This is a genomic window from Polynucleobacter sp. MG-Unter2-18, assembly GCF_018687675.1.
Classification (GTDB): Bacteria; Pseudomonadota; Gammaproteobacteria; order Burkholderiales; family Burkholderiaceae; genus Polynucleobacter.
Map to the genome: position 1 here is coordinate 1,119,346 of NZ_CP061302.1, position 24,848 is coordinate 1,144,193.

The following is a 24,848-nucleotide window of genomic DNA, read 5'->3' on the forward strand; positions in this document are numbered from 1 at the left end:
TTGGTTTATTGCGCTTGCTTGTCAGTATGAATATAGCCCACCAACCAGAAGGTAAGCAAGCCACATGCCGCCGCCCCATAACCAACTAGGTTGTAATGCTCCATTTTCCCATCCGTACCAATAGTCACCACCATGCCCGCGAGTACTGAGGCAAGCCCCGATGCCAACATTTGCACAGAGCCCACCAAACTCATAAAGGTACCCCGAATTTTGGCATCCACCATTTGACTGACAATTGCCATCGCCGGAATCATGCGACCTGAAACTAAGACAAAAAATGCAGTGGAGTTAATCAACACGACCCAAAGCGGCACCGGCATCAAATTAGTCGTCACCAGCAATGGCACCAAGCTGATCACTGCCAGCATTCTAAATACTCTAACCTTGCCATAACGATCGGCCAGATGGCCAATCCAGCGAGAGCTCATCAGCGTAGCAATACCGCCGCAAAGATAGATCAAAGAAATATAGGAATTATCAACACCTACATTAGAGGTAAGATAGAGCGCAATATAAGGAATAACAGAAAATCCAGTCAACATCATCAGCGCCATAAAAAAGAATGCACGGAGATGCTGGTGGGCGACAAAGACATTCCAGACTTGACTAAGGCGACTCCCCTCGTGGGAGTGCAGCAAGTGACCAGATATTTTGGGAATGTTGCGATACCCCGAATACAAAATGAGGCTAGATATCAAAGCAATGAAAAAGAATGGCGCTCGCCAACCTAAGTATAGAATGTTATTGGCCAACAATAGACTGAGGGGAACTCCCGCTACAGTCGATACAGAGAAAGCAGACATCACTGTTCCCAAAGCTTTGCCTCTGCGCTCAAACGGAATAGAGTCCGCAATGATAGTTTGAACTAATGAACCCAAGATGCCACCAAATGCGCCTGCACATGCTCTAGCAATAAAAAGGGAATGGTAGTCCGGTGCCAAACCACAGACTAAGGTTGCAATAATGAAACAAGCATACAAACTTAGAAGCAGTACTCGCCTCTCAAAGCGATCTATGAAGTAGGTAGCAAAGACGCCGGCAAGAGCTGCGGCAAAAGTATAGGAAGAAAGCAATAGCCCGAACTGATGGGTGTTGATATTGAGCTCACGAATAAATTCAGGGCCCAAAGGCATCATGATCATGAAGTCTAGGATGTGGGTGAACTGAATTCCAGCTAGGGAGAATAAGAAAAAGTATTCCTTCTTCTTTCCACCTGGCATGTGATGATCGGTCAATGGTTTCTTTACACGAAATTAGAGATGTGCCATTATCAACCCACCAAGAAATCAAGGCTTGAGCCCTCCTGCAGACTCCAATGAATAACATCATCACCGCTTACTCTGAATTCCCTTTTTTACTCCTAGTGCGGGATTCTGCGTGGGGAATTGTTTTTCTGATCTTTATATTGGTATTCCATGGCAGCGCCATTAACCATGTCTACATGCGCTTTGAGCGCCTTACCCGTAACAATCTTGCGAAACAACAATATAACCGCGTCTTCTTTCACTTTTACGCAGCCTTTGTATTTCTAGCCATGTTCCACTTGCTGGAAATTCTCTTTTGGTCGTTTTTCATTATTGGCTTGGGAATTATGAAAACACCGATTGATGCCCTTCTCTTTGCAGGAAGCTGCTACACAACCGTAGGCTTTGAGTCAGATACATTGCTTGATGGCTGGAAAAGCTTTGCATTTTTTATCTCATTAAGCGGCCTGTTTTCCTTAGCATGGACCACGTCCGTCATGATTGGCATGACTACAGCCTATAAAAACGCTTGGGACCAAAAGTACCGGCACACTAGCGTTTATTTAACAAAATCATCCGTATTCTGCAATGAATAGAGTTAGGGTGTATCATTAGGGTTAACCCTTAAGGAGCTCACCATGGCACATTCAAACTCAGTTCAATTTCAACAACCATCAGCTATTAGCTTTAAGCCTTTTCTAGCAATTAAAGATTTCTTTGTCTTATTAGCGACTGCCTTTAGCGAAGCGAAAGTGATGGAGCAAAAATCACGTAGAACTAGTGGAAATTGGTAATTTATTGCTGATTTAGCACTGTTTTAGGCCATTTTTGGCCATTTATTAAGAAATGAGCCTCTGCATTTTGGAGGCTTTTTTCTTTGTCAAAAGCGTCCCTAGCGCAAAATGTAATAGCCATATACACAGCGTGACCCACCCCGAGAAGGATTGTGGGTATCTTGGATAACCCCATCAATTATAGCAGTTAAGTGCTTAGAAACTTTCACAATTAATCTGCCAGAGGGTAGCTCATTTGCCAGTAAGTGCACTTTACAACCAGCGCCAACCTGCATTGTGGGAATCCAATCAAACCCATGGGACAGAATGTAATCATGAAAAACATTGCGATGATTGCCGTTACGGGGTGAGGCACCCTTAGCATTGAGCCGTCTAGCCAACTTGTCGTTTCTTTGATCAGCATAGGCCGCATTAGCAGCACGAAGATCTTCGTAGACCTGCAAATAAGGCAAATGGGCAGCAATAGCAATCGCTCGAACCACGCAGTCACCAGCCCCAGTTTTGAAACCTGCAAGCGCCCTACCTCCATCATTCAACTGAAAGCCTAGCTCTTGGCCACGAGCATTAGATGGTCTGGTGAAGAGGTTTAAGAAACTAAACATAGAGTGGTTAGGTGTTTAGATAAGCTCTGACAAAAAGAAAAAATGGACTTGCCATTCGACAAATCCATTCTCATTTGCTACTCACTAAAGATTACTTTGCTTGCACCTGCTTGACCTTCAACCGCCAAGCATGCAGCAATGGCTCGGTATACCCGTTTGGCTGCTCAAGACCCTTAAAGATCAGATCACTTGCAGCTTGAAAGGCGGATGAGTCCTTATAGTTTGGCATCATCGGCTTATAGAGGGGATCATCAGCATTTTGAGAATCAACAATAGTAGCCATTCGTTGCATAGCTTCCTCAACTTCTGCCTTAGTTACATACTTATGTAGCAACCAGTTAGCAATGTGCTGACTAGAAATACGCAATGTTGCGCGATCTTCCATTAAGCCTACGTTATAAATATCAGGCACCTTAGAGCAACCAACACCTTGGTCAATCCAGCGAACTACATAACCCAAAATACCTTGGCAATTATTGTTCAGGGATTCGCGAATCTCCTCTTTGGTCCAATCAGGATAGAGCGCAATTGGTACAGTCAAGAGATCATCGATTAAAGCCTCATACTCAGCTGCAGTATCTTGCTTCTCCATCTCCTCTTGGATCTTTGCCACATCGACCTGGTGATAGTGAATTGCATGCAAAGTAGCAGCGGTAGGCGATGGCACCCAAGCGGTATTAGCTCCAGCTTGAGGATGTGCAGCTTTTTGCTCAACCATTTCTTTCATGAGATCTGGTGCAGGCCACATGCCCTTACCAATCTGTGCACGACCACGTAGACCGCAATCTAAGCCTGCCAACACGTTACGGCGCTCGTAAGCCCCAAACCATTTGGCAATCTTCATTCTGCCTTTGCGAACCATGGCGCCACCATACATACCGGTATGCATCTCATCACCAGTGCGGTCTAAGAAGCCGGTATTAATAAAGGCAACGCGAGCACCAGCGGCGGCAATAGCAGCTTTAATGTTGACGCTCATACGGCGCTCTTCATCCATGATGCCCAACTTCACGGTGTTTTCAGGCAAGCCCAGTAATTTCTCAACCCGACCAAAGAGCTCACCAGCAAATGCCACTTCTTCTGCGCTGTGCATTTTTGGCTTCACAATATAGACAGAGCCTTTACGTGTATTGCCAATAGTTTGAGTTGCTGGGCGATTGATGTCATATAAAGCAATCAATACCGTCACGACTGCATCTAAGATGCCTTCGTAGATTTCCTTACCATCGCCAGTAATGATGGCTGGGTTAGTCATCAAGTGACCAACGTTACGGAGAAACAAGAGTGATCGGCCGTGCAAAGTAACAACGCCATCTTTAGCGTTGACTGCGCCAATACCTGCAGTGTAATTACGATCTGCATTGAGTTTACGAGTAAAGGTCTTTCCGCCTTTGCTCACCTCTTCAACCAAGGTACCCTTGAGAATGCCTAACCAGTTCTCATAAGCAAGCACTTTGTCATCGCCATCAACAACTGCTACCGAGTCTTCTAGATCCAAAATAGTTGAGAGCGCAGCTTCAAGCACCACATCATTTACACCAGCAGGATCAGAAGCACCAATGGTTTTAGTCTTATCAATTTGAATATCAATATGAATACCATGATTGCGCAATAAAACAGATGATGGCGCAGAGGCATCGCCCTGGTAACCAACAAACTGCTTCTCATCTGTCAAACCCGTTGTGCTGCCGTCTTTAAGTTTCACAGACAGTTTTTTGTCTACTACGCTATAGGCAACTACATCACCATAAGAGGCTTTAGCTAAAGGAGCCGCTTGATCTAAAAACTGACGTGCATAGGCAACGACCTTAGCACCACGAATTGGGTTGTAGGCTCCCGCTTTAGTAGCGCCCTCTTCTTCAGAGATCACATCTGTGCCGTACAGGGCATCATACAAAGAGCCCCAACGCGCATTCGCCGCATTTAAGGCATAGCGTGCATTGAGCACCGGAACAACTAACTGTGGACCAGCTTGGAGAGCTAGCTCATCATCCACATTCTGAGTAGTCGCTAAAACTTTAGCAGGCACATCATCGATATAACCAATTTCTTTCAGATACTTGCGATAAGCAGGCATATCTTTGATTGGACCAGGATTAGTTTGATGCCATTTATCTAAATCCAATTGCAAGCGATCGCGCTTGGCTAGCAATGCTTCATTTTTTGGGCTTAGATCTTTAACGATCTCGTCAAAACCTTTCCAAAAGTCTGCGCTGTTAATGCCTGTACCAGGCAAGACTTTATCTTCAATAAAACGGTAAAGCGGTGTAGCTACTTGAAGGCTATTACATTGTGTACGTGCTGTCATTTCTAAATCCCAAAGCAAATGTGTAAATTAAATATAAAAAGTTGAAAAAGGAAGTGCTTTATTAACCTTTGAATGGATGTTGTAGAAGAATCGTTTCATCGCGCTCAGGTCCTGTTGAGACCATGGCGATCGGCTTCCCTGCAACTTCTTCGATACGACGCAGGAACTTCTGTGCCTCTATTGGGAGTTTGTCCCATTCACGAATACCAAAAGTAGTTCCCTTCCAACCCGGGAAATCCTCATAAATTGGTTCACAACGCGCAACAGCTTCAGCGCCGCGCGGCAATACATCTAATTTTTGACCATCAAGCTTATAGCCCACGCAAAGACGAATAGTCTCAAAGCCATCTAGTACGTCAAGCTTAGTAATGCACAAACCAGATAAGCCGTTGATCTGAATAGAACGCTTCAGTGCGGCAGCATCTAGCCAACCAGTACGGCGTGGACGGCCGGTAACAGAACCAAACTCTTTGCCCACTTCAGCCAAACGGATGCCAACTGGATCTTGCTTGGCTGGGTTATCAAAGTCATATAACTCACTTGGGAATGGGCCAGCGCCAACACGTGTGCAATAAGCCTTAGTAATACCCAAGATATATTGCAATGAGTCTGGACCGACACCAGATCCCGCAGCTGCATTACCAGCAACGCAGTTACTGGAAGTCACGTACGGATAGGTGCCATGATCAATATCGAGCAAAGTGCCTTGTGCACCTTCAAATAATAAATTTTGACCAGCTTGCTCTGCTGCATATAAAGCGCTAGAGACATCGACCACCATCGGCTTGATGCGCTCTGCATAAGACATGGCCTCTTCTAAAGTCTTTTGAAAATCGACTGGCTCAGCCCCATAGTAGTTTGTGAGCATGAAGTTGTGATACTCCAAGTTTTCACGCAATTGCGCAGCAAACTTTTCTGGATAAAACAAATCTTGGACGCGTAGAGCGCGTCGAGCTACTTTATCTTCGTAAGCCGGTCCGATACCGCGACCCGTAGTTCCAATCTTGGCATCACCCCGTTTTTTCTCACGGGCATGATCTATGGCTACGTGATACGGCAAGATTAAAGTGGTTGCTTCAGAAATCTTCAAACGGGACTGCACATCCAAGCCGGCAGCTTCTAACTCACCGATTTCTTTGAAGAGCGCCTCTGGAGAAAGCACAACACCATTACCAATGTAGCAAATCACGTTCTTATGCATGATTCCGGAGGGAATCAAACGCAAAATTGTTTTTTTATCGCCAATAATCAGCGTATGGCCAGCATTATGTCCACCCTGAAAACGTACGACAGCTTGCGCATGGTCAGTTAACCAATCGACTACTTTGCCCTTGCCCTCGTCACCCCACTGGGTACCAATGACAACGACGTTACGACCATGAGCTTGTTGCTTTAAAGACATAATGAAATCCAAAAGATAATTACAGAATTAGTGTGTTGTTAATAAAGCCGATTACTTCTTTTTTACCACCCATGCGCTATCTTGCTTTACTAACTCACGATCACAAAGATATTCGGCGGTTTCTACATCATCACCGCCAAGCGTCTGGATGACCACTTCACCAGCATTGCGTAACTCGGCAATCTTGCCAGCAAGTCCAGCCTCCAAAGTCCAAGGCGCTACGATAGCGGGTTTTCTTTGCGCTACAGGCGCAAGATTAGCCAAGGTCAATAAATCCATTGAAAAGCCAGTCGCAGGACGGGATCGTCCAAATGCCTGACCAACGTGATCGTATCTGCCGCCTCTAGCAATTGGCTGTGGCAACTGATCAACATAAGCAGCAAACATCACGCCGCTGTGATATTGATATCCACGCAAATCGGCCAGATCGATACTGAGCTCAACATTACCTGGAAGGGCATTAGTTTCTGCAGCCAAATTTTCCAATTGGGCCAAGGCCTCATCAATCAATGGATGTTTCGGCAAAGACTTTCTAGCGCCAGCTAATACTTGAGCACAGGGACCATTTAATTCAGTAAGAGCCATTAAAGCTTCAGCGGACTTGGTCGGCAAGCATTTAGACCAATTCGCCAAGCGTGGGCGATCTTTGCTTTGCAACAAGCTATACAGAGCTTCAACATCACCCTTGTCTTTAACTTGCCCATCCAGAATGCCTTCGAGCACACCCGCATGCGAAAGATCAAGGTACACCTTATTCAGCCCTGCCACACGCAAAGTTTCTAGCAGTAAAGAAACTGCCTCGAAATCCGCTTCCCAAGTAGCGCATCCATAAATCTCTGCGCCCAGTTGCAATTCTTCGCGAGCAGAGCTACCCACTGGAGTACGAGCATGAGCAACAGAGCCCGCATAGCAAAGGCGGGTTACGCCCTTACGATTAAGTAAGTGGGCATCAATACGCGCAACTTGCGGAGTCATATCGGCACGCAGGCCCAATGTTCGGCCAGATAACTGATCAACCAATTTAAATGTTTGCAAATTCAGATCTGAACCAGTGCCAGTAAGCAAAGAATCTAGGAACTCCAATATAGGCGGAGCAACTAGTTCATAGCCATAGGATTGATACAAATCCAAAATGGCGCGACGCAGTGTTTCAACCTTGCGAGCCTCGGCTGGCAAAACATCAGCAATATCTTCAGGAAGTAACCAGCGATTCATGATTTGCAACATTCACTCTTAATTTTTTTTGTTCATGAATTTAAAGAACTCGCCATTAGGTTCAACCACCATCACGTCCCTCTTATCCTTGAAGGAACTTCGGTAGGCCTGAAGACTCTGATAGAACTGAGCAAACTGAGGATCGCGTCCAAATGCATCGGCATATAAAGCGGTTGCTTTAGCATCACCAGAACCTTTAATTTTCTGCGCTTCACGATAGGCTTCAGCCAAAATCGTGTCACGTTGACGCTCTGCATTAGCGCGAATCTTGTCTGACTCTGCGGCACCGGTGGAGCGCAACTCATTAGCAACGCGTTTACGCTCCGCTTCCATCCGTCGGTAGACGGAGTCGCTGATTTCAGCCAAGAGATCTACGCGCTTGAGGCGAACGTCAACTATTTCAACGCCGATATCAGATGCATCATCAGCTACCTTTTTACGAATGCCCTGCATCACTTGTTCACGTTGATCTGAAATGATCTCTCTAACTGTGCGTTTGGTGAATTCTTCGTTTAAGGCAGAGCGCACTAACTGAGTTAAGCGATCCTGTGCCAAGCGTTCATCACCTTTAAAGCTAACAAAGAACTTGCGAGGATCAACAATGCGCCACTTCACATAAGAATCTACCAAGAGGTTTTTCTTCTCAGAAGTAATAAAGCGCTCCGCTTCCGGAGTATCAATCGTCAAAATACGACGATCAAAAAAGCGTACGTTTTCAAAAGGCGCTGGAAGCTTAGCTTGCAAGCCAGGCTGCTCAATTACCCGCACAATTTGCCCGAATGAAAACACCACTGCGTAGTTACGCTGATCGACTACAAAAATACTAGAAGTCAGTACATAGAAAAGGCCGATCAGACCAGCTATAGCGGCTAAGAGACGATTTGCATTCATTATCTTGCATCCCCTCTATCACGGTTTCTCAGGCCGTCACGTTTTTCGGAAGCACCAATGCCTGAGGTGTTGCTTGGGCTTGGGCTAGTTGTATTGTTACTAAATGGCGCTGCTGGATTGCCCGTCGCACCACCCACGGTTACAGATCCAGTAGGCGTTGTAGCTGGCGCCTGACCAGTAGCGACTTGCGTGCTTTCTGCGCTGACTTGGGCAATGATTTTATCCAGAGGCAAATACAGCATGCTGTTGCTCTTTGTAGTGTCTACCAAAACTTTAGACACGTTGTTATACATCTCTCGCATGCTATCAATGTACATACGGTCACGCGTCACGCCAGGCGCTTTTGCATACTCAGTCTGGACTTGCTTGAAGCGATTTGCATCACCCTCTGCGGTTGCGACTACTCTAGCCTTATATCCTTCGGCTTCTTGAATGAGTCGATCAGCCGTACCCTTTGCACGTGGAATGATGTCGTTCGCATATGCCTGACCTTCACTCTTCAGGCGCTCCTGATCTTGGCCGGCCTTGACAGCATCATCAAATGAAGCTTGTACTTGCTCAGGCGGCTGAACGTTTTGAACAGTCACGCTGGTCACATAAATACCGGTTTTATAACTATCCAGAATTTTCTGTATCGAGGCAGCTAAATCAATTGCAATCTTTTCGCGACCTTCATACAAAACGGTATCCATCTTGCTACGCGCCACAATTTCACGTACTGCAGTTTCCGCAGCTTGAACCACGGTGGTATCGGGATCGCGATTATTAAACAAATAGTCAGTTGGATCTTTTAAGCGGTACTGAACTGCAAAACGCACATCAATGATGTTTTCGTCTTCAGTGAGCATGGAAGTGTCTTTTTGATTAGTTGCTTTAATCAAAATGGAACGACCAACCTCGACAGAACGCACTCCCGAGACGTTGACGATTTGCTCAGTCTGCACGGGCCAAGGCATGCGCCAGTTAATACCAGGACCTGCGGTGTAAGCATACTTACCAAAAGTGGTAACCACGCCTGACTGGCCTTCTTGAATGATGTAGAAACCACTAAAAATCCACAGCACTACTACGCCGCCTGCAGCCATGATCACTGTGAATTTGGAACCAAAGGGGTTAGTGAAATTAAAGTTGGGCACATTAAAACCACCGCCGCCATTGCCACTGCCGTTGCCGCCACCGTTGCCACGTTGTGATGGCGGAGGAATATCAGCACTGTTTGGCTTATTCGCTGGTGCGCCTGATGTGGAACCTGGCTTTTTCTTACCGCCAAAGATTCCGCTTAGGCGATCATTAAAGTCACGCCATAACTCATCTAAGTCTGGAGGGCCATTTGGTCGCGCAGGCTGATTTTGAGGTTGAGTTTCAACAGGCTTATCTGACCCCGGATTTGCAGGATCTCCTTTTGGAGCCTGATCAGAACCTTGACCCTCTTTAGCATCTTTAGATCCGCTACCAGGTTGGCTATTACCCCAGCCTGGATCATTGATCGAAAACAGTTCGAGAAATTTACGCATCGTTTGGTGAGTACTTACGGTTAGGTATCGGATTAAATTCGGAAGTTTCTGGTCGTTCTGGTAAAGGAGCTAAAAACTCGTCTGGGTTCATTTGAACTTTGGCGCGATTCTGCTCGACCCTTATTCTATCAGTCATTTGAGAGCATTCAGCAAGGGCTGAGCGCAATAAATCAAGGCCTAGGCCAGTTCTGGCAGAGAGGAAAACCTGGCTCGGAATTCCCTCAGAATCGCGAGTCAGGACAGCCCCTTCCGTAAAGGTCTGGGGCATCTGATCAATCTTGTTCATGATCTCGATACGGGGGATGTCATCGGCCCCAATTTCCCGTAAAACAGCCTCTACTTCGGCCTTTTGCTCCCTTGCGACTGGGCTACAGGCGTCAATCACGTGCAGAATCAGATCTGCATGAATCGTTTCATCCAAGGTAGCCCTAAATGCCTCCACCAGTTGGTGCGGTAACTCACGGATGAAACCTACGGTATCGGAAACCACTATTGAACCCACACCGTCTAAATGGACTTTACGGGAGGTTGTATCCAGGGTTGCAAATAACTGATCTGCCGCATAAGTCCCTGCTTTTGTAAGGGCATTAAACAAGGTGGATTTACCGGCGTTGGTGTAACCCACCAGCGAAACTGAAAAGACATCCTTGCGATTGCGGGCTCTTCTTTGGGTTCTTTGCTGGCGCTGAAGCTTCTCCAACTCCAGCTCTAGACGCTTCGCCTTGGTCGCCAGCATTCGTCGGTCTAACTCCATCTGAGTTTCACCAGGACCGCCACGCACACCAATACCGCCCCGTTGACGCTCTAAGTGACTCCAGGCACGCACTAATCTAGACATGCGGTAGCGAACCTGGGCTAACTCAACCTGCGTTTTACCAATATGACTTTGTGCTCTTTGGCTAAAGATGTCCAAAATGAGACCTGTTCGGTCCATGACATGAAAGCCAATATGGCGCTCTAAATTGCGTTGCTGAGTTGGAGATAAAGGATGGTTAAAGATGACTAATTCGGCACCTTGCTCTTCCATCGCTTTTTTAACTTCGTTCGCTTTGCCGGAGCCGATAAATAAAGCGGGATCAGTTTTACCCTTACGGGCAATCACACTAGTAATGGGTATAGAGCCGGCACTCTGTGCGAGCAGGCTGAGTTCTGCCATGCTGTCCGCAAAATCTTCGCGGCCTGTATCGACTCCAACCAGAACGGCACGCGCCGCATCTACACCCGTTTTAAACAGAGCTAGCTTCTTCCGTGCGGAACTCCACTGCACGAGCAGGAACAATCGTAGAAATAGCGTGCTTGTAAACCATCTGAGTTACGGTGTTACGCAAGAGCACCACGTATTGATCAAACGATTCAATATTACCTTGCAACTTAATGCCATTAACCAGATAGATGGAAACAGGCACATGCTCTTTGCGCAGGGCATTGAGGAAAGGATCCTGAAGTAATTGGGTTTTGCTGTTGTTCATACTGCTCCTTAATGGTTTTTATTTGCTGCTATTTTGGGAGTCTTGCTTTTTTATCTACTATTTAACTGCTAGGCAATGCTAAAACAACTACCTGTCTCCAACATAAGGGGTCTGACATTCAAAAAACAAGTCCCCCCACTTAAAACACAATTAAAACTGTAGCGCTATTTTTACTTTTTTACTTCTTTTTACCTTTTTTACCCTTGTCCGCATCAACATAAGGGTTTTTAGCGGTATTCATCTGAATACGTAATGGGGTACCCGTTAACTTAAAGACCTCTCTGAAGCGACCTTCAAGATAGCGCTTATAGCTGTCGGTTACACCACTCAAGGATGTGCCATGAATCACCACAATCGGGGGATTCATACCGCCCTGGTGGGCATAGCGTAATTTTGGACGACCCATGCCCACGCGCTTAGGCTGCTGGTGCTCAATAGCATCTTGCAGAATGCGAGTGAGTTTAGGGGTTGGTAATTTAGCCATGGCTGCGGCATAAGCTAGATCAACGTCTTTAAATAGCTCTTTGAGACCAGTACCCTTCTTGGCAGAAATCGGATGTACATTTGCAAAATCAAGAAAGCGTAATTTTTGAGCGATCTCTAAACGCGCGCGCTCTTTGACGTAAGAATCAAGACCGTCCCACTTATTCACGGCGACTACTAATGCACGTCCTGCCTCCACAATAAACCCAGCAATATGAGCGTCTTGCTCAGAAATATCTTGTTGGGCATCGAGCATCAGAATGACGACATTGCAATCTGCAATCGCCTGTAATGTTTTAACCACTGAGAACTTCTCAATCGCTTCAAATACTTTTCCACGACGACGCAGACCTGCAGTATCTACGAGGATATAAGGCTTACCATTGCGCTCAAAGGGCACTTCAATTGCATCGCGCGTTGTACCTGGCATATCAAATGCAATCACACGCTCTTCACCAATCAATTTATTGATCAGAGTGGATTTACCAACGTTAGGACGACCCACTACCGCAATCTTCATTGGGCGATTGGGATCGTTTTCTTGCTCTTCTGGTTCTGGCTCTGGTATGCCTAAAGAATCCAAAGCATCATCAATCAAACCGCGTACACCATCACCGTGCGCCGATGAAATCGGAAATGGTTCACCTAAGCCCAGTTCATGGAAGTCTGCAGTGACCACACCAGACTGCATACCTTCAGTCTTGTTCACCGCTAGGATGATCGGTCTACCCGTCTTGCGCAAGAAATCCGCAATCACACGGTCTTGTGGAGCCATACCCAAACGGCCATCCACCAAGAAAATAATGATGTCCGATTCCGCAACAGCTTGCTTGGTTTGCTTGGCCATCTCGGCCACAATGCCAGTCTTCGCTACAGGCTCAAAACCGCCGGTGTCTACGCATATAAATGCCCGTTCGCCAATGCGACCTTTACCGTAGTGACGGTCTCGAGTTAAACCTGAGAAGTCAGCAACCAATGCGTCACGTGAACGTGTAAGCCGATTAAACAGTGTCGATTTGCCAACGTTAGGACGACCGACAATAGTAATTACTGGATTCATTTTGGACTGTACGCCGCTAGTTTTCCACCTTGAGACTGAACCAAGATGAGGCCGTTCACCGCAATCGGTGCAGCTGTGATGGGACTACTGTCATGACGAATGCGTGCCAGCATTTCACCATTCGCTTGTGAGAGTGCATGCACATAACCTTGCGCATCACCAACGAGTAATACCTTACCAACTGCCATCGGCTCACCAACATCTCTAAATGTCAGCTGCGTATTTTCCCAAGCTTGTGAACCATCTTTCACCGCAAATGCAGTAACATGCGATTTTTCGTTTGAGGAGAAAACCAAATCAGGACTTTGCGCTGTACCGGTATAGCTTGAATAATCTTTGAACCACAATAAATTACCTGTGCGCGCTTGACCACAACCTACGCGACCCTGATAAGAGACGGCGCAAATGATTTCGCCTTCCATACTTGGCTTAGCAGTCACATCATTGAGGCGCTCAATTTCAGAGAATCCTTTTGGAAACGAAACTGGAGTTTCCCAAACTAGACCGCCATTCGCAATCGCAATCATCCCAAAGCGTCCCCCGGAAAATCCAGTCACAATCACTTCATTACCAATGGCAAGCATGCCGTAGCCAACGCGCAATGACAGAGCAGATTGTTGACGTTGATAAGTCCACTTACGCACACCTGTCTGAGCATCAAAACCCACAAAGCGATTATCTAAGGTACGAATGATGACTACACCACCAGCAACCACTGGCTCTGATAGGACCTCGCTGCCAACGCTGACATTCCAAATGGGCTTGCCAGCGTCATCATAAGCAAAGACTGTTCCTTTGGTGGTGACTACCGCCGTAGTGCGGCCATCCGATCCAGGTCCAATCGATAGACGATCTGGCACAGATACTTCCCATACTTTTTGACCAGTACGTAAATCAATCTTGGCAAGATTACCGCGATGAGAAGCAGCGTAAACAGCATCACCCGCTACCGCAGGATGAAAATTAAATGGCTCAGATGAACCTACGCTGGTTGTCCATACGGGAGCAAAATCAAATTGATTGCTAACAGGAACTAGCTCAGCAGGCTTGCGCACACGCGAGCCGCCTGAACAAGCTACTAGGGCCACTACCACTGAGCCTAGTACTAAAGCTGTACTTGCTAGTTTTGCTACGCGTTTGCAATCCATCATCACTGAGCTACTCCTCCGACGGCATCTAATTTAACCTTCAAGAGACGACGTGCCTCTTCAGGGAATTCTTTTGAATCATTTAACTGCTTCCATGCAGCCTCATAGCTCTTGCGTGCTTCAGCCGTATTCTTTTGAGCTAAATACCAATCTCCGCGACGCTCTGACCACAGGGCCTCAAAACCTGAAACTGGCTTTTCTTTCAATAGGGCATCCGCTTCTGCAAAATCCTTTTCAGTACCCAACTCAATTAATTGAGCTGTTAAGCGTAACTTAGCTAAGGCTAAATATCCCTGGTCAGATGCATTCTTGGTGGCCCAGCGCAAATAATCGATTGCTTTGGCTGAGTCACCCGCATCAGCGGCAATCTTCGCAGCTACTAAACTAGACATTGCAGCATAGGGCGTACTAGAGAACTGTTTTTGCAAATCATCAGCGGCAAGTAAAGTTTGATCTTTATCGCCCTTGTTAATCGCAGTAACCATGGTCTCGTATAACTGGGATGCGGCCGCAGCTTGGCTAGAACGCCACCATTGATATCCGTTATATCCCGCATAGGCAAATAAAGCAGCCGTGACCACGCCGGTGATCAGATTGCGATACTTTTGCCAAAACGCTTTGAGTTGATCTAATTGTTCTTGTTCTTCTAGGTCTAAAGGCATGTCAATCCAAGCAAATAAATACAGTATTAATAATGAATGTCTTAATTCTATTCGGTGGCGCCAACTATGGCGTCAATTACTGCTTCTACAACGCTGTCCAGGGCTACCGCCTTCTGTTCACCAGTACTACGTAAATCTTTCAGTTGAGCCTCATTCCGAGCCAATTCATCCGGACCAATGATGACAGCATAGGCTGCCCCGCTCGCATCGGCCTTCTTCATTTGTGACTTAAAGCTAGCAGCCTGGCCATCAGGAGGGCAAAAGAGGATGGCATCAATACCCGCATTACGTAGGCGCTCAGCAATGATCATGGCGGCAGTTAAAGTCTCACCCCCTTGGTGAATAACAAAAGCATCGCATTGAGCTGGCGCTTCCGGTAAAGATCCAGAAACCTTCATGAGCTCCAAGACACGTTCCATGCCCATTGCCCAACCGCAAGCTGGGGCAGCTTTGCCACCCATACGCTCAATCAAAGGGTCATAGCGACCACCACCGGCAATCGTGCCTTGAGCTCCCAACTCTTCGGTAATCCACTCAAAAACAGTCAGGTTGTAATAATCTAAACCACGCACTAAACGGTGGTTGATCTTGCAAGGAATGTTATTGGCCTTGAGTAGTGCTTGCACCGCCTCAAAATGCTTAAGTGATTCTTCGCCCAAGAAATCCAATAACTGGGGAGCGCCTTCAATCAACTCTTGCATTGCTGGATTCTTAGAATCCAAGATGCGCAATGGGTTCGTTAATAAACGACGCTGTGAATCTTCATCGAGTTGATCTTTGCTTTTCTCGAAGTACGTTACCAAGGCGGCGCGATGTTCTGCACGCTCAGGAGCTTGGCCTAAAGAATTAATCTCTAAACGCACATCCTTCAGTCCGAGCTCATCCCACAGGCGTTGACCCATCAAAATGATTTCTGCATCGATATCTGGGCCAGCAAAGCCCATCGCTTCAATACCAAATTGATGGAACTGACGATAGCGGCCACGTTGTGGGCGCTCATGGCGGAACATGGGCCCGGTGTACCAAAGACGCTTGGGTCCTTCGTACAGTAAATTGTTTTCAACCACGGCGCGCACGACAGCGGCAGTACCTTCTGGACGTAATGTGAGCTGCTCACCATTCAGGCGATCCTCAAACGAATACATCTCTTTTTCAACAATATCGGTGACTTCACCAATACCGCGCTGAAACACTGCCGTCGCTTCAACAATGGGGGTGCGTAAGAATTCGTAACCGTAGGCGCGTGTGAGATCACGCAGAACATGCTCTAAATATGTCCACTGCGCAGCATCCGCCGGCAAGAGATCATTCATGCCGCGTACGCCATTAATCTTCTGAATCTTTTGCGTTTTAGCTGGGTTTGCCTGTTCAGTCATGATGTGCTTTGCTCAGTTTCTTTTTTATTATTGTTGTATGTTGTTGCTATAGCTTTGGCTCTGGTTTTTTTGCTTACTTTTACTTCGGAGCGTAATTCTTCTGAACGTACTCATCGACAATGACCTGAAACTCTTGAGCAATATTTTCGCCACGCAAAGTTTTGACTTTGATACCATCCACGAATACCGGTGCGGCAGGAGTCTCGCCAGTGCCTGGCAATGAGATACCAATATTGGCGTGTTTACTCTCACCGGGGCCATTAACAATACAACCCATCACAGCGACATTCATTGCCTCAACACCTGGATGGGTCTTTTTCCAAACCGGCATTTGCTGGCGCAAGTAAGACTGAATATTGGCAGCCAGCTCTTGAAAAGTGGTGCTCGTTGTTCTGCCACAGCCCGGACAAGCAATCACCATGGGTGTGAAATTACGCAAGCCCATCGTTTGCAAAATCTCTTGAGCCACAATGATTTCATTTTCCCGTGGCGCACCTGGGTCAGGCGTTAAAGAAACTCGAATGGTGTCGCCAATACCCTCTTGCAACAAGATACCTAATGCAACAGTTGAAGAAACAATACCTTTGCTTCCCATGCCTGCTTCGGTTAATCCTAAATGCAATGGGTAATCTGAGCGATTGGATAGATCGCGATACACCGCTACCAAATCTTGAACGTTACTCACTTTGCAAGACAAAATAATTTGATTTGGATTCATACCAAACTCCACCGCTTTTTCAGCAGACTGCAAGGCTGACTGAATCAAAGCCTCAATCATGACTTCTTGCGCAGTCTTGGGAACTGGCAGTGCTGCATTAGCATCCATGATGCTAGCTAACAAGTCTTGATCCAAGCTACCCCAATTCACGCCAATCCGAATCGGCTTATCGTATGTGCAGGCCGCTTCAATCATTTGCGCAAATTGCGGATCACGTTTAGCGCCCTTACCTACGTTACCGGGATTGATTCGATATTTCGATAAAGCCTTGGCACATTCGGGATAGTCTTTTAATAGGGTATGACCGTTGTAATGAAAGTCACCGATCAATGGCACCAAGACATCCATCTTGTCTAGCTGCTCACGAATATAGGGAACTGCTGCAGCTGCAGCTGGTGTATCAACAGTAATGCGCACCATCTCTGAACCAGCACGAGCCAACTCTTTAATCTGTATAGCAGTACCGACTGCATCAGCAGTATCGGTATTGGTCATCGATTGGACGCGCACTGGCGCGTTACCACCAATCGTAATGATGTTGGTTTTCCAAGCAACCGTTGCTTGACGTGTTTCCCGCTTTGGCGATGGACCTAATGGCAGCTTTGGGGAATTGTTAGAGGTATCACTCATAGGACTCTTTTTATGAAATTAGTCGTCTAATCTTTTAAGCCATTGCACTGGGCGTTCAGCTTGGTACTCTTGCTCTTCTTCTTCATCATCATCAAGACTATCAATATCGTCATCTTGATCCAAATGAATTTGCTTGTTATGCACGGCACGCTCGCGCACTCTAGTACGGTCAACCACATCACCCGCTAATTGACCGCAAGCTGCAGCAATATCATCGCCACGGGTTTTGCGAACAGTGGCTACCATGCCAGCATCTAATAAAATGCTAGCAAAGGCATGAACACGCTGCGCTGATGAGCGTTTTAATCCAGACTCTGGGAATGGATTAAATGGAATCAAGTTAATTTTGCACTTGATGTTGGCTAATAAACGCACTAGTTCTTTAGCCTGGATGTCCGAGTCATTGACACCATCGAGCATGCAATATTCAAAGGTTAAAAAATCTCTTGGGGCAAAAGGTAAATACCGTTCGCACGCAGCAAGCAATTCTCTTAAGGGATATTTTTGATTGAGCGGAACGAGTTGATCACGTAGCTTGTCATTCGGCGCATGTAGCGACACCGCCAATGCAACTGGGCAATCTTGTGCCAAGCGATCCATCATCGGTACTACGCCAGAGGTAGATAGCGTCACGCGACGGCGTGATAAACCATAGGCTCTGTCATCGAGCATCAAACGTAAAGCCGTCACCACGTTGTCATAGTTAAGCAAAGGCTCACCCATACCCATCAGAACCACGTTCGAAATTACACGACCCGTATGTTCCCATCCTGGGGTTGGGTACTTCTCAATACGGCGCACTGCATTTGGGTCAGTGCGGAGCAAGTGCTCAGCAAACCAGAGTTGGCCAATGATTTCACCGGCGGTGAGATTGCGGGAGAAGCCTTGATGCCCAGTTGAGCAAAAACGGCAATTGACTGCGCAACCAGCCTGAGATGAAATACACAGTGTGCCACGATCATCTTCAGGAATAAATACAGATTCGACAGCATTTCCAGCGCCAACATCGAGCAACCACTTGCGGGTGCCATCGGCTGCATGCTCATCTTTAATGATGGGAAGTGAAAGAACTTCTGCCTTATCAAGCAATGTTGCTCTAAAGCTTTTTGCTAGATCACTCATGTCGTTGATGTTGGATACACCGCGTTGGTGGATCCACTGCATGAGTTGCTTGGCCCTAAAGGGCTTTTCATTCAACCCCGCGACATACGCTGCCATTTGGTCAGCGTCAAAATCTAAGAGATTTACGCGCGGGGAGGTCAATGCGCCTACTTATGTATTAAATAGGTTGTTCGTGAGCAATCGTGAATTAACGATTGAAAACGTTCATGCCAGCGAAGAAGAATGCAACTTCGACAGCAGCAGTTTCAGGAGCATCAGAGCCGTGAACCGCATTTGCATCGATGCTGTCAGCAAAATCAGCACGGATAGTGCCTTTGTCTGCCTTCTTAGGATCGGTAGCGCCCATCAAGTCACGGTTCTTAGCAATGGCGCCTTCGCCTTCCAAGACCTGAATCATTACAGGACCAGAAATCATGAAGCTCACCAAATCTTTAAAGAAAGGACGTGCTGCATGAACAGCGTAGAACTGCTCAGCTTCAGCTTGTGACAAATGCGCCATTCTGGACGCAACAATCTTCAAACCAGCTGACTCGAAACGGTCATAGATCTTGCCGATCACGTTTTTTGCTACAGCGTCAGGTTTGATAATAGAAAGGGTGCGTTCGATAGCCATGTAAAACTCCAATAGTGATTTCAAAGATTTTGCCGAATTGGCGCTGAATTAGGCCGGGAAAGAACTTCTTTCCCGCTCACTACAGCGCCCTAGGAATTCAGCGACCCCCAAATTATACATCGGCTGACCGTATTTACCCTGATCTGAGCGTGGCTAAGCCCTTGAATTTACAGGGCATAACCCTTTAAGTTGTAGTCCTTTTCATGGGGGACTTGAAATTACCCTATTTTGTCTATACTTACTGTCAACAGTCCCTCGTGGGCTTATGTTTTTACTTTGAAAAAAGGAGTCAATATGAGCGATCTAAACTCTTACGGCTTTGGGCAAACTGGCTCGATTAGCACCCCTCAAGTACGCAACCGCGTACTGCGCAACACTTACGCCCTTTTGGCGCTTTCGATGGTTCCTACTGTCATTGGCGCATGGCTTGGCGTTGCTTTTGGGCTTAACTTCATGGCAGGTAGTCCTTTTCTAGGCTTCATCGTCTTTATGGCAATCGCTTTTGGCTTCTTCTGGGCGATTGAGAAAAACAAAGATACTGGTGCTGGTGTCCTGTTGCTGTTGGGTTTCACCTTCTTTATGGGCATCATGATGTCCGGCTTAGTGGGCTATACCCTCAATAGCTACAGCAATGGCGCTACCTTGATCATGTTGGCCTTTGGTGGCACTGCGGCAATTTTTGCTGTAATGGCAACCATTGCTACTGTGAGCAAGAGCGACTTCTCAGGCATGGGTAAATGGTTGATGGTAGGTGTACTACTCTTGATCGTGGCTTCATTAGCTAATATCTGGTTGCAATTACCTGCTTTGATGCTCACTGTGATGGTTCTCGCAATTGCGATCTTCTCAGCTTTCATCTTGGTTGACGTGCAGCGCATCATCAACGGTGGTGAGACCAACTACGTCATGGCTACTTTAGCTATTTACCTGGATGTCTATAACGTCTTCACCAACTTGCTCGCACTCTTGGGCATTATGGGTGGCAACAAAGACTAAGTATTAGTTCAACTTCAACAGAAAAGGCACCTGCGGGTGCCTTTTTCTTTGCCCCAACTATTTACCCTAGTTATTTATGCCAACTTCTCGCGCGATCAAAGGCCACTGCGGGTTTAAAAACCTTCCGAGTTAAGTAATTAGCACCAACTAAAGCCTCAGGGGTTTGATAGCGCTCATTTCCGGAAAAAACTTTGCAATTAGTATTCGATCGATTACAATATATAAAATATGTACACGGTTAAAGAAACACCAGAATTCCAAGATTGGCTTGATAACATTCGCGATCTCAAAACAAGAATCCGACTAGCCAAACGCCTAGTAAAGGTACGGAACGGTACCATGGGGGATATAGAGCCGGTAGGTGATGGAATAAGTGAAATGCGTGAGCATTTTGGCCCAGGATGGCGAATGTATTACATAAAGCAGGGAAAAGTCATTATTGTGATGTTAGGTGGCGGAGATAAATCGACCCAAACAGCAGACATTAAGGCAGTTAAAAGAATGCTAAAAACGTTGGAGGAATCATGAAAGCCGTTAAAGAGATAAAGAAAACCAAGATCGATGCACTGCCTAACTTTGACATGGCGCGCTATTTAAATAGTGATAAAGCGATAACGGAATACTTGAACCAGGTGCTTGAAGAAGGTGATGATGCATTATTAGCGGAGGCTCTTGGGGATATTGCCAGAGCTAAAGGTATGGCGCAAATTGCCCAAACTACAGGCATTACCCGTGAGGCACTTTATAAGGCGCTAAGACCAAATGCTAAACCCCGTTTTGATACCATTAGTAAGGTTATTGGGGCTCTAGGCATTAAATTGGTTGCACAAAGAATTTAAATCCCTCTAGCCGTTCCTTTTTCCGGCGCATACTCTTTACGCACCGCTTCATTCCAGCTCTGTATCCTTAATTATTAGCAAGATCAAAGACTGCCATGGATTCCACATGGGAGGTGTGGGGGAACATATTGACGATACCCGCACTCTTGAGAATGTAGCCTGCTTGATGACACAGAATCTCTGTATCTCTAGCCAGGGTTTTGGGATTACAGGAAACATAGACAATGCGTTGCGGTGGTAGATCGCTACCTTGTTCATGCAATTGGGCTAGGGCTTGGCATATTTCCATAGCGCCTTCGCGCGGCGGATCCATTAACCAGCGCTCAGCTTTACCCCATGAAGTAATCGTTTCAGTTGTCACTTCAAATAGGTTGCTTTGCATAAAGCCCACTTTGTCTGCGAGCAGGTTGTGCTCGGCATTGGCTTTCGCTCTGGTTGTTAGGGTTTCTAGGCCCTCAATACCTAAGACGGCATTTGCTCGTCTTGCCAGCGGCAAGGTGAAATTGCCAATGCCGCAGAATAAGTCGAGCACTCGATCGCTTGCCTGGACATCTAAGAGGCGAATCGCCCTACTGACCAATGCACGATTCATCATGTGATTGACTTGCGTGAAATCCGCCGGTTTGAAGGGCATCTCGATTTCAAATTCAGGCAGGCGATAACAAAGCTTGCCTGTTAATGGATAAAACGGCGCAACGGTTTCGATACCTTTGGGCTGCAACCAGATCCAGACCTGATACTGATCAGCAAAGTCTTTGAGTAACTGTTCATCTGCTGGCGTTAAGGGCAGAAGATTTCTGAATACCAAAGCAGTGACCGGCTTTGTTTTTTTAGGATCTTCTGAATTCGGATCCTCAGGTTCGCCTACAGCGATTTCAATTTGGGGCATGCGATCCACAATGGATAAACCATTGACCAACTGTCGCATTGCTGGCAACAAATCAGAAACATGCTTTGGCAAAATCTCACAAGCAGTCATATCAGCGACATAGCCACTCTTGCCTTCATGAAAGCCAATCAGCACAGTACCTTTTTTAATCGAGCGATTGACGGCACTTAAGCGTGCGCGATGGCGATATTCCCAAGCGGGACCACCCATCGGTCGAAGAATTTCTTCAGGAGCGACTTTGGCGATATGCTTTAGGTCATCTTCTAGTACGCGCTGCTTCATGGCTACCTGAGCTCGAATGTCCAAGTTCTGCATAGTGCAGCCACCGCACACACCGAACGCTTTGCACTTGGGCTCCGCTCTAAATACAGCAGGCTTAAGAATATCGAGAACTTTGGCTTTGCTGAAACGGGCTTTGTCACGGGTAATGACATAAGTCACTAGCTCGGTTGGCAAAGCGCCTTGAATAAAAATGACCTTACCGCTTTGACCTTGAGCGGCTTCCTCTTCGTTGGGCGCCAAGCGTGCGATCCCTTGCGCATCTAGATCAAGAGAATCAACTCGTACTGGCTCAGTCACCACAATTTGGACTGGCTTTTCTCCTCTACGCATCCCGAGTAAAGCCTAGGAGATATTCTTGCCACTGCTCACCATGGGGCTCTTTAGACTCTTTCTCTAAATACGCTTTAACGAAAGCAATTTCTTCTTTGTATTCTTCTAATGAGAAACCCCCACGCAGGAGTTGAAAGCGGCAATACATCAGATAGGTATTGACCACATCGGTTTCACAGTAGCGACGAATCTCATCAATTCTGCCCTCTTGATAGGCAGGCCATACTTGACTACCATCCATTCCCATCTTGCCTGGGAAACCACAGAGTTTTGCTAAGCCATCTAAAGGTGCATTAGCGCGACCATTGAATTTCGCCAAGAGATCCATCAGATCTAGATGGCGCATGTGATAACGACTAATGTAGTTGTTCCACTTAAATTCACGGCTATCATTTTCTTGGCTCTCGCCCATCTCCCAATAGCGCGGTGCTTGAACGTGATTTGCTAATGCGCGGTAGTGCAGCACTGGCAGATCAAAACCGCTACCGTTCCATGAGACCAACTGGGGGGTGTACTTTTCAACCAACTCAAAGAAGGTCTGGATTAACACCTTCTCATCATCTTGCGCACTACCTAGCGTACCCACCTTAATTTGAGGTGAGCCATCTTTACTAGTTCTACGAATGACACAAGAGATGGCGCAGATGCGTTGTAAATATAGCGGGAGAAATTCGCTACCGGTTTTCTCAGCTCGCTCAGCCATGGCTTTACTTGCCACTTCACTATCTGACAGCGTGCCCGGATAGTCATTGAGACGACGCAGTCCTGCCACATCGGGAATAGTTTCAATATCAAAGACGAGAACGGTTGCCATACTCAAATTGCTAACAATGGATTGAAAGCAATTACTGCAAGTATGGCGTTGGATTTACCGGCTTGCCATTCACGCGGAGTTCGAAGTGGAGCTTGACTGAAGTTGCATCGGTATCGCCCATCTCGGCAATCTTCTGCCCCTTCTTCACCGAATCACCCTCTTTTACTGTGAGCGTGCGGTTGTGGGCATAGGCTGTGAGATAAGTATTGTCATGCTTGATGATGACCAGATTGCCGTAGCCACGCAAACTATTGCCAGCGTAAACCACCTTGCCTTCAGAGGCTGCTGTTACAGGCTCACCTAACTTACCGGCAATATCAATGCCTTTAGTCTTTTCACTGAAATCATCCGTGACCTTACCTTTGGCTGGCCAAGATAAACGAATGCCCGGCTCTGCAACGATTTCTATAGGGGGTTCTTTGGCTGCATCTACTTTTGGTACTTCGGCTTTGGGAGTATCGCCAGCAGTTTTAGGAATTGGCTTCACAGTCATTTTGCTGCTGGCTGGTGGCCTTACTAAAATGAGCTCATCCACTTCAATTAAATTGGGGTTCGATAAATTGTTCCACTGCACTAAATCGCGTGGAGACTGGCCGTTATCTAAGGCAATTCGAGCCAAGGTATCGCCCCGCTTGACGCGATAGTAGCCTGGCGGAGCGGGCTCACTAGTTGCACTGCTGCTGCCACCACTGCGGTCTACTACCGTGGCAGGTTTTGCTCTGGGCGTGGTTGAGCAACCCACATTCAGTACTAAAGAAGCCATTGCGAGAAGCAATAGGAGGTATTTAGATGGCATATTCATAAGGATTTTCATACTACCCCTGATTGTAAGGGGACAAAAAAGACCTCGTCTAGAACGGTTCTTTGATAGCGCTGGGAGCTCATCCGCTCCACCATAATCAATTGCTGCTCTTTCTCATTCTTGGCAACCGGGGCAACTAGGCGTCCACCAATAGCCAATTGCTCTAATAAAGCATCCGGAATTCCCAAACCGGCTGCCGCCAGAATAATGGCATCAAAGGGGGCAGCCTGAGGCAAGCCTAGGATGCCGTCGCCGTAGATGAGGCGCAGATTTTTAATCCGAAATGGACGTAGCTTCTCTCTCGCCATATCGTGCAATGGACGAATACGCTCAATCGAATAGACCTCATCAGACAGCAGGCTGAGAACAGCGGCTTGGTAGCCACAGCCAGTACCAATCTCTAATACCTTACCCAATTGCTGCTTTGGCTTATGCAAAAGCTCAATCATGCGTGCCACTACTGATGGCTTGGAAATCGTTTGTGAGTGACCGATTGGTAAAGCAGTATCTTCGTAAGCCTGAGGATGCATCCCTGCATCCATAAAGGCATGGCGCGGAACAGTAGCGATGGCCTCTAAGGTTTTGCCGTGCTTAATCCCAGCTGCAAGCACTTTGGCTGCTAAAGCTTGCCGATGGCCGGCATTG

General features: G+C 46.8%; 24 protein-coding genes and 1 pseudogene. 5 read left to right on the forward strand and 20 right to left on the reverse strand.

Annotated features, from left to right (window positions below):
- Nucleotides 1-5: 5 nt before the first annotated feature.
- Nucleotides 6-1,235, reverse strand: coding sequence for an MFS transporter (locus C2759_RS05890; protein WP_251366916.1), 1,230 nt, complete (start codon nucleotides 1,233-1,235; stop codon nucleotides 6-8).
- An 80-nt stretch (nucleotides 1,236-1,315) separates the two neighbouring features.
- On the opposite strand from C2759_RS05890, the gene C2759_RS05895 reads away from it, so the two are divergent.
- Nucleotides 1,316-1,840 (forward strand): hypothetical protein, encoded by a 525-nt coding sequence (locus C2759_RS05895; RefSeq protein ID WP_215353832.1) that lies wholly within the window; start codon nucleotides 1,316-1,318, stop codon nucleotides 1,838-1,840.
- Nucleotides 1,841-1,882: 42 nt separating this feature from the next.
- Nucleotides 1,883-2,038, forward strand: a complete 156-nt coding sequence (locus C2759_RS05900) for a hypothetical protein (protein ID WP_215353834.1) — start codon at nucleotides 1,883-1,885, stop codon at nucleotides 2,036-2,038.
- 98 nt (nucleotides 2,039-2,136) lie between these two features.
- On the opposite strand, the gene C2759_RS05905 is transcribed toward C2759_RS05900, so the two are convergent.
- From C2759_RS05905 to ndk, 15 genes are all read right to left on the reverse strand, one after another.
- Nucleotides 2,137-2,640 (reverse strand): hypothetical protein, encoded by a 504-nt coding sequence (locus C2759_RS05905; RefSeq protein WP_215353835.1) that lies wholly within the window; start codon nucleotides 2,638-2,640, stop codon nucleotides 2,137-2,139.
- A 91-nt stretch (nucleotides 2,641-2,731) separates the two neighbouring features.
- Nucleotides 2,732-4,948, reverse strand: coding sequence for a malate synthase G (locus C2759_RS05910; protein ID WP_215353837.1), 2,217 nt, complete (start codon nucleotides 4,946-4,948; stop codon nucleotides 2,732-2,734).
- A gap of 61 nt (nucleotides 4,949-5,009) precedes the next feature.
- On the reverse strand, nucleotides 5,010-6,350 hold the full coding sequence (locus tag C2759_RS05915; protein ID WP_215353839.1) for an adenylosuccinate synthase: 1,341 nt from the start codon (nucleotides 6,348-6,350) through the stop codon (nucleotides 5,010-5,012).
- A gap of 51 nt (nucleotides 6,351-6,401) precedes the next feature.
- Nucleotides 6,402-7,565 carry an ATP phosphoribosyltransferase regulatory subunit gene (locus C2759_RS05920; RefSeq protein WP_215353841.1) on the reverse strand — a complete coding sequence of 388 codons (1,164 nt, stop codon included), beginning with the start codon at nucleotides 7,563-7,565 and terminating at the stop codon, nucleotides 6,402-6,404.
- An 18-nt stretch (nucleotides 7,566-7,583) separates the two neighbouring features.
- The gene (gene hflC / locus C2759_RS05925; RefSeq protein WP_215353843.1) at nucleotides 7,584-8,456 is read right to left on the reverse strand and encodes a protease modulator HflC; all 873 of its coding nucleotides are present in this window, start codon (nucleotides 8,454-8,456) and stop codon (nucleotides 7,584-7,586) included.
- Nucleotides 8,456-9,970: an FtsH protease activity modulator HflK gene (hflK, locus tag C2759_RS05930; protein WP_215353844.1), complete on the reverse strand. Its 1,515-nt coding sequence runs from the start codon at nucleotides 9,968-9,970 to the stop codon at nucleotides 8,456-8,458. The genes hflC and hflK overlap by 1 nt, the downstream gene beginning before the upstream one ends.
- Nucleotides 9,963-11,237, reverse strand: a complete 1,275-nt coding sequence (gene hflX / locus C2759_RS05935; protein WP_256441194.1) for a GTPase HflX — start codon at nucleotides 11,235-11,237, stop codon at nucleotides 9,963-9,965. The genes hflK and hflX overlap by 8 nt, the downstream gene beginning before the upstream one ends.
- Nucleotides 11,197-11,439 carry an RNA chaperone Hfq gene (gene hfq, locus C2759_RS05940; protein ID WP_046330286.1) on the reverse strand — a complete coding sequence of 81 codons (243 nt, stop codon included), beginning with the start codon at nucleotides 11,437-11,439 and terminating at the stop codon, nucleotides 11,197-11,199. The genes hflX and hfq overlap by 41 nt, the downstream gene beginning before the upstream one ends.
- Nucleotides 11,440-11,617: 178 nt before the next feature.
- On the reverse strand, nucleotides 11,618-12,982 hold the full coding sequence (der, locus tag C2759_RS05945; protein ID WP_215353845.1) for a ribosome biogenesis GTPase Der: 1,365 nt from the start codon (nucleotides 12,980-12,982) through the stop codon (nucleotides 11,618-11,620).
- Nucleotides 12,979-14,133: an outer membrane protein assembly factor BamB gene (gene bamB / locus C2759_RS05950; RefSeq protein WP_215353846.1), complete on the reverse strand. Its 1,155-nt coding sequence runs from the start codon at nucleotides 14,131-14,133 to the stop codon at nucleotides 12,979-12,981. The genes der and bamB overlap by 4 nt, the downstream gene beginning before the upstream one ends.
- Entirely contained in the window at nucleotides 14,133-14,792 is a 660-nt protein-coding gene (locus tag C2759_RS05955; RefSeq protein ID WP_215353847.1) for a tetratricopeptide repeat protein, read from the reverse strand. The genes bamB and C2759_RS05955 overlap by 1 nt, the downstream gene beginning before the upstream one ends.
- Nucleotides 14,793-14,839: 47 nt before the next feature.
- A complete protein-coding gene (gene hisS / locus C2759_RS05960; protein WP_215353848.1) occupies nucleotides 14,840-16,168 on the reverse strand; it encodes a histidine--tRNA ligase in 1,329 nt (442 codons plus the stop codon).
- Between the two features lie 79 nt (nucleotides 16,169-16,247).
- Nucleotides 16,248-17,516 (reverse strand): flavodoxin-dependent (E)-4-hydroxy-3-methylbut-2-enyl-diphosphate synthase, encoded by a 1,269-nt coding sequence (ispG, locus tag C2759_RS05965; protein WP_215353849.1) that lies wholly within the window; start codon nucleotides 17,514-17,516, stop codon nucleotides 16,248-16,250.
- Between the two features lie 18 nt (nucleotides 17,517-17,534).
- Nucleotides 17,535-18,734 carry a 23S rRNA (adenine(2503)-C(2))-methyltransferase RlmN gene (rlmN, locus tag C2759_RS05970; protein WP_215356681.1) on the reverse strand — a complete coding sequence of 400 codons (1,200 nt, stop codon included), beginning with the start codon at nucleotides 18,732-18,734 and terminating at the stop codon, nucleotides 17,535-17,537.
- A gap of 91 nt (nucleotides 18,735-18,825) precedes the next feature.
- The gene (gene ndk, locus C2759_RS05975; protein WP_046330292.1) at nucleotides 18,826-19,251 is read right to left on the reverse strand and encodes a nucleoside-diphosphate kinase; all 426 of its coding nucleotides are present in this window, start codon (nucleotides 19,249-19,251) and stop codon (nucleotides 18,826-18,828) included.
- A 294-nt stretch (nucleotides 19,252-19,545) separates the two neighbouring features.
- On the opposite strand from ndk, the gene C2759_RS05980 reads away from it, so the two are divergent.
- From C2759_RS05980 to C2759_RS05990, 3 genes are all read left to right on the forward strand, one after another.
- Nucleotides 19,546-20,247 carry a Bax inhibitor-1 family protein gene (locus tag C2759_RS05980; protein ID WP_215353850.1) on the forward strand — a complete coding sequence of 234 codons (702 nt, stop codon included), beginning with the start codon at nucleotides 19,546-19,548 and terminating at the stop codon, nucleotides 20,245-20,247.
- A 228-nt stretch (nucleotides 20,248-20,475) separates the two neighbouring features.
- Entirely contained in the window at nucleotides 20,476-20,775 is a 300-nt protein-coding gene (locus C2759_RS05985) for a type II toxin-antitoxin system RelE/ParE family toxin (RefSeq protein ID WP_215353852.1), read from the forward strand.
- Nucleotides 20,772-21,086: an addiction module antidote protein gene (locus C2759_RS05990; protein ID WP_251366917.1), complete on the forward strand. Its 315-nt coding sequence runs from the start codon at nucleotides 20,772-20,774 to the stop codon at nucleotides 21,084-21,086. Before C2759_RS05985 ends, C2759_RS05990 begins: the two co-directional genes overlap by 4 nt.
- Before the next feature lie 67 nt (nucleotides 21,087-21,153).
- On the opposite strand, the gene rlmD is transcribed toward C2759_RS05990, so the two are convergent.
- The 4 genes and pseudogenes from rlmD to C2759_RS06010 form a co-directional block, all read right to left on the reverse strand.
- Nucleotides 21,154-22,587: a 23S rRNA (uracil(1939)-C(5))-methyltransferase RlmD gene (rlmD, locus tag C2759_RS05995; protein WP_215353853.1), complete on the reverse strand. Its 1,434-nt coding sequence runs from the start codon at nucleotides 22,585-22,587 to the stop codon at nucleotides 21,154-21,156.
- Nucleotides 22,580-23,401: a 3'-5' exonuclease gene (locus C2759_RS06000; RefSeq protein ID WP_215353854.1), complete on the reverse strand. Its 822-nt coding sequence runs from the start codon at nucleotides 23,399-23,401 to the stop codon at nucleotides 22,580-22,582. The genes rlmD and C2759_RS06000 overlap by 8 nt, the downstream gene beginning before the upstream one ends.
- Nucleotides 23,402-23,432: 31 nt before the next feature.
- The gene (locus tag C2759_RS06005) at nucleotides 23,433-24,203 is read right to left on the reverse strand and encodes a peptidoglycan DD-metalloendopeptidase family protein (protein WP_251366918.1); all 771 of its coding nucleotides are present in this window, start codon (nucleotides 24,201-24,203) and stop codon (nucleotides 23,433-23,435) included.
- Between the two features lie 8 nt (nucleotides 24,204-24,211).
- Nucleotides 24,212-24,835: pseudogene (locus C2759_RS06010) on the reverse strand (protein-L-isoaspartate(D-aspartate) O-methyltransferase); the annotation flags it as partial.
- Between the last annotated feature and the right edge of the window lie 13 nt (nucleotides 24,836-24,848).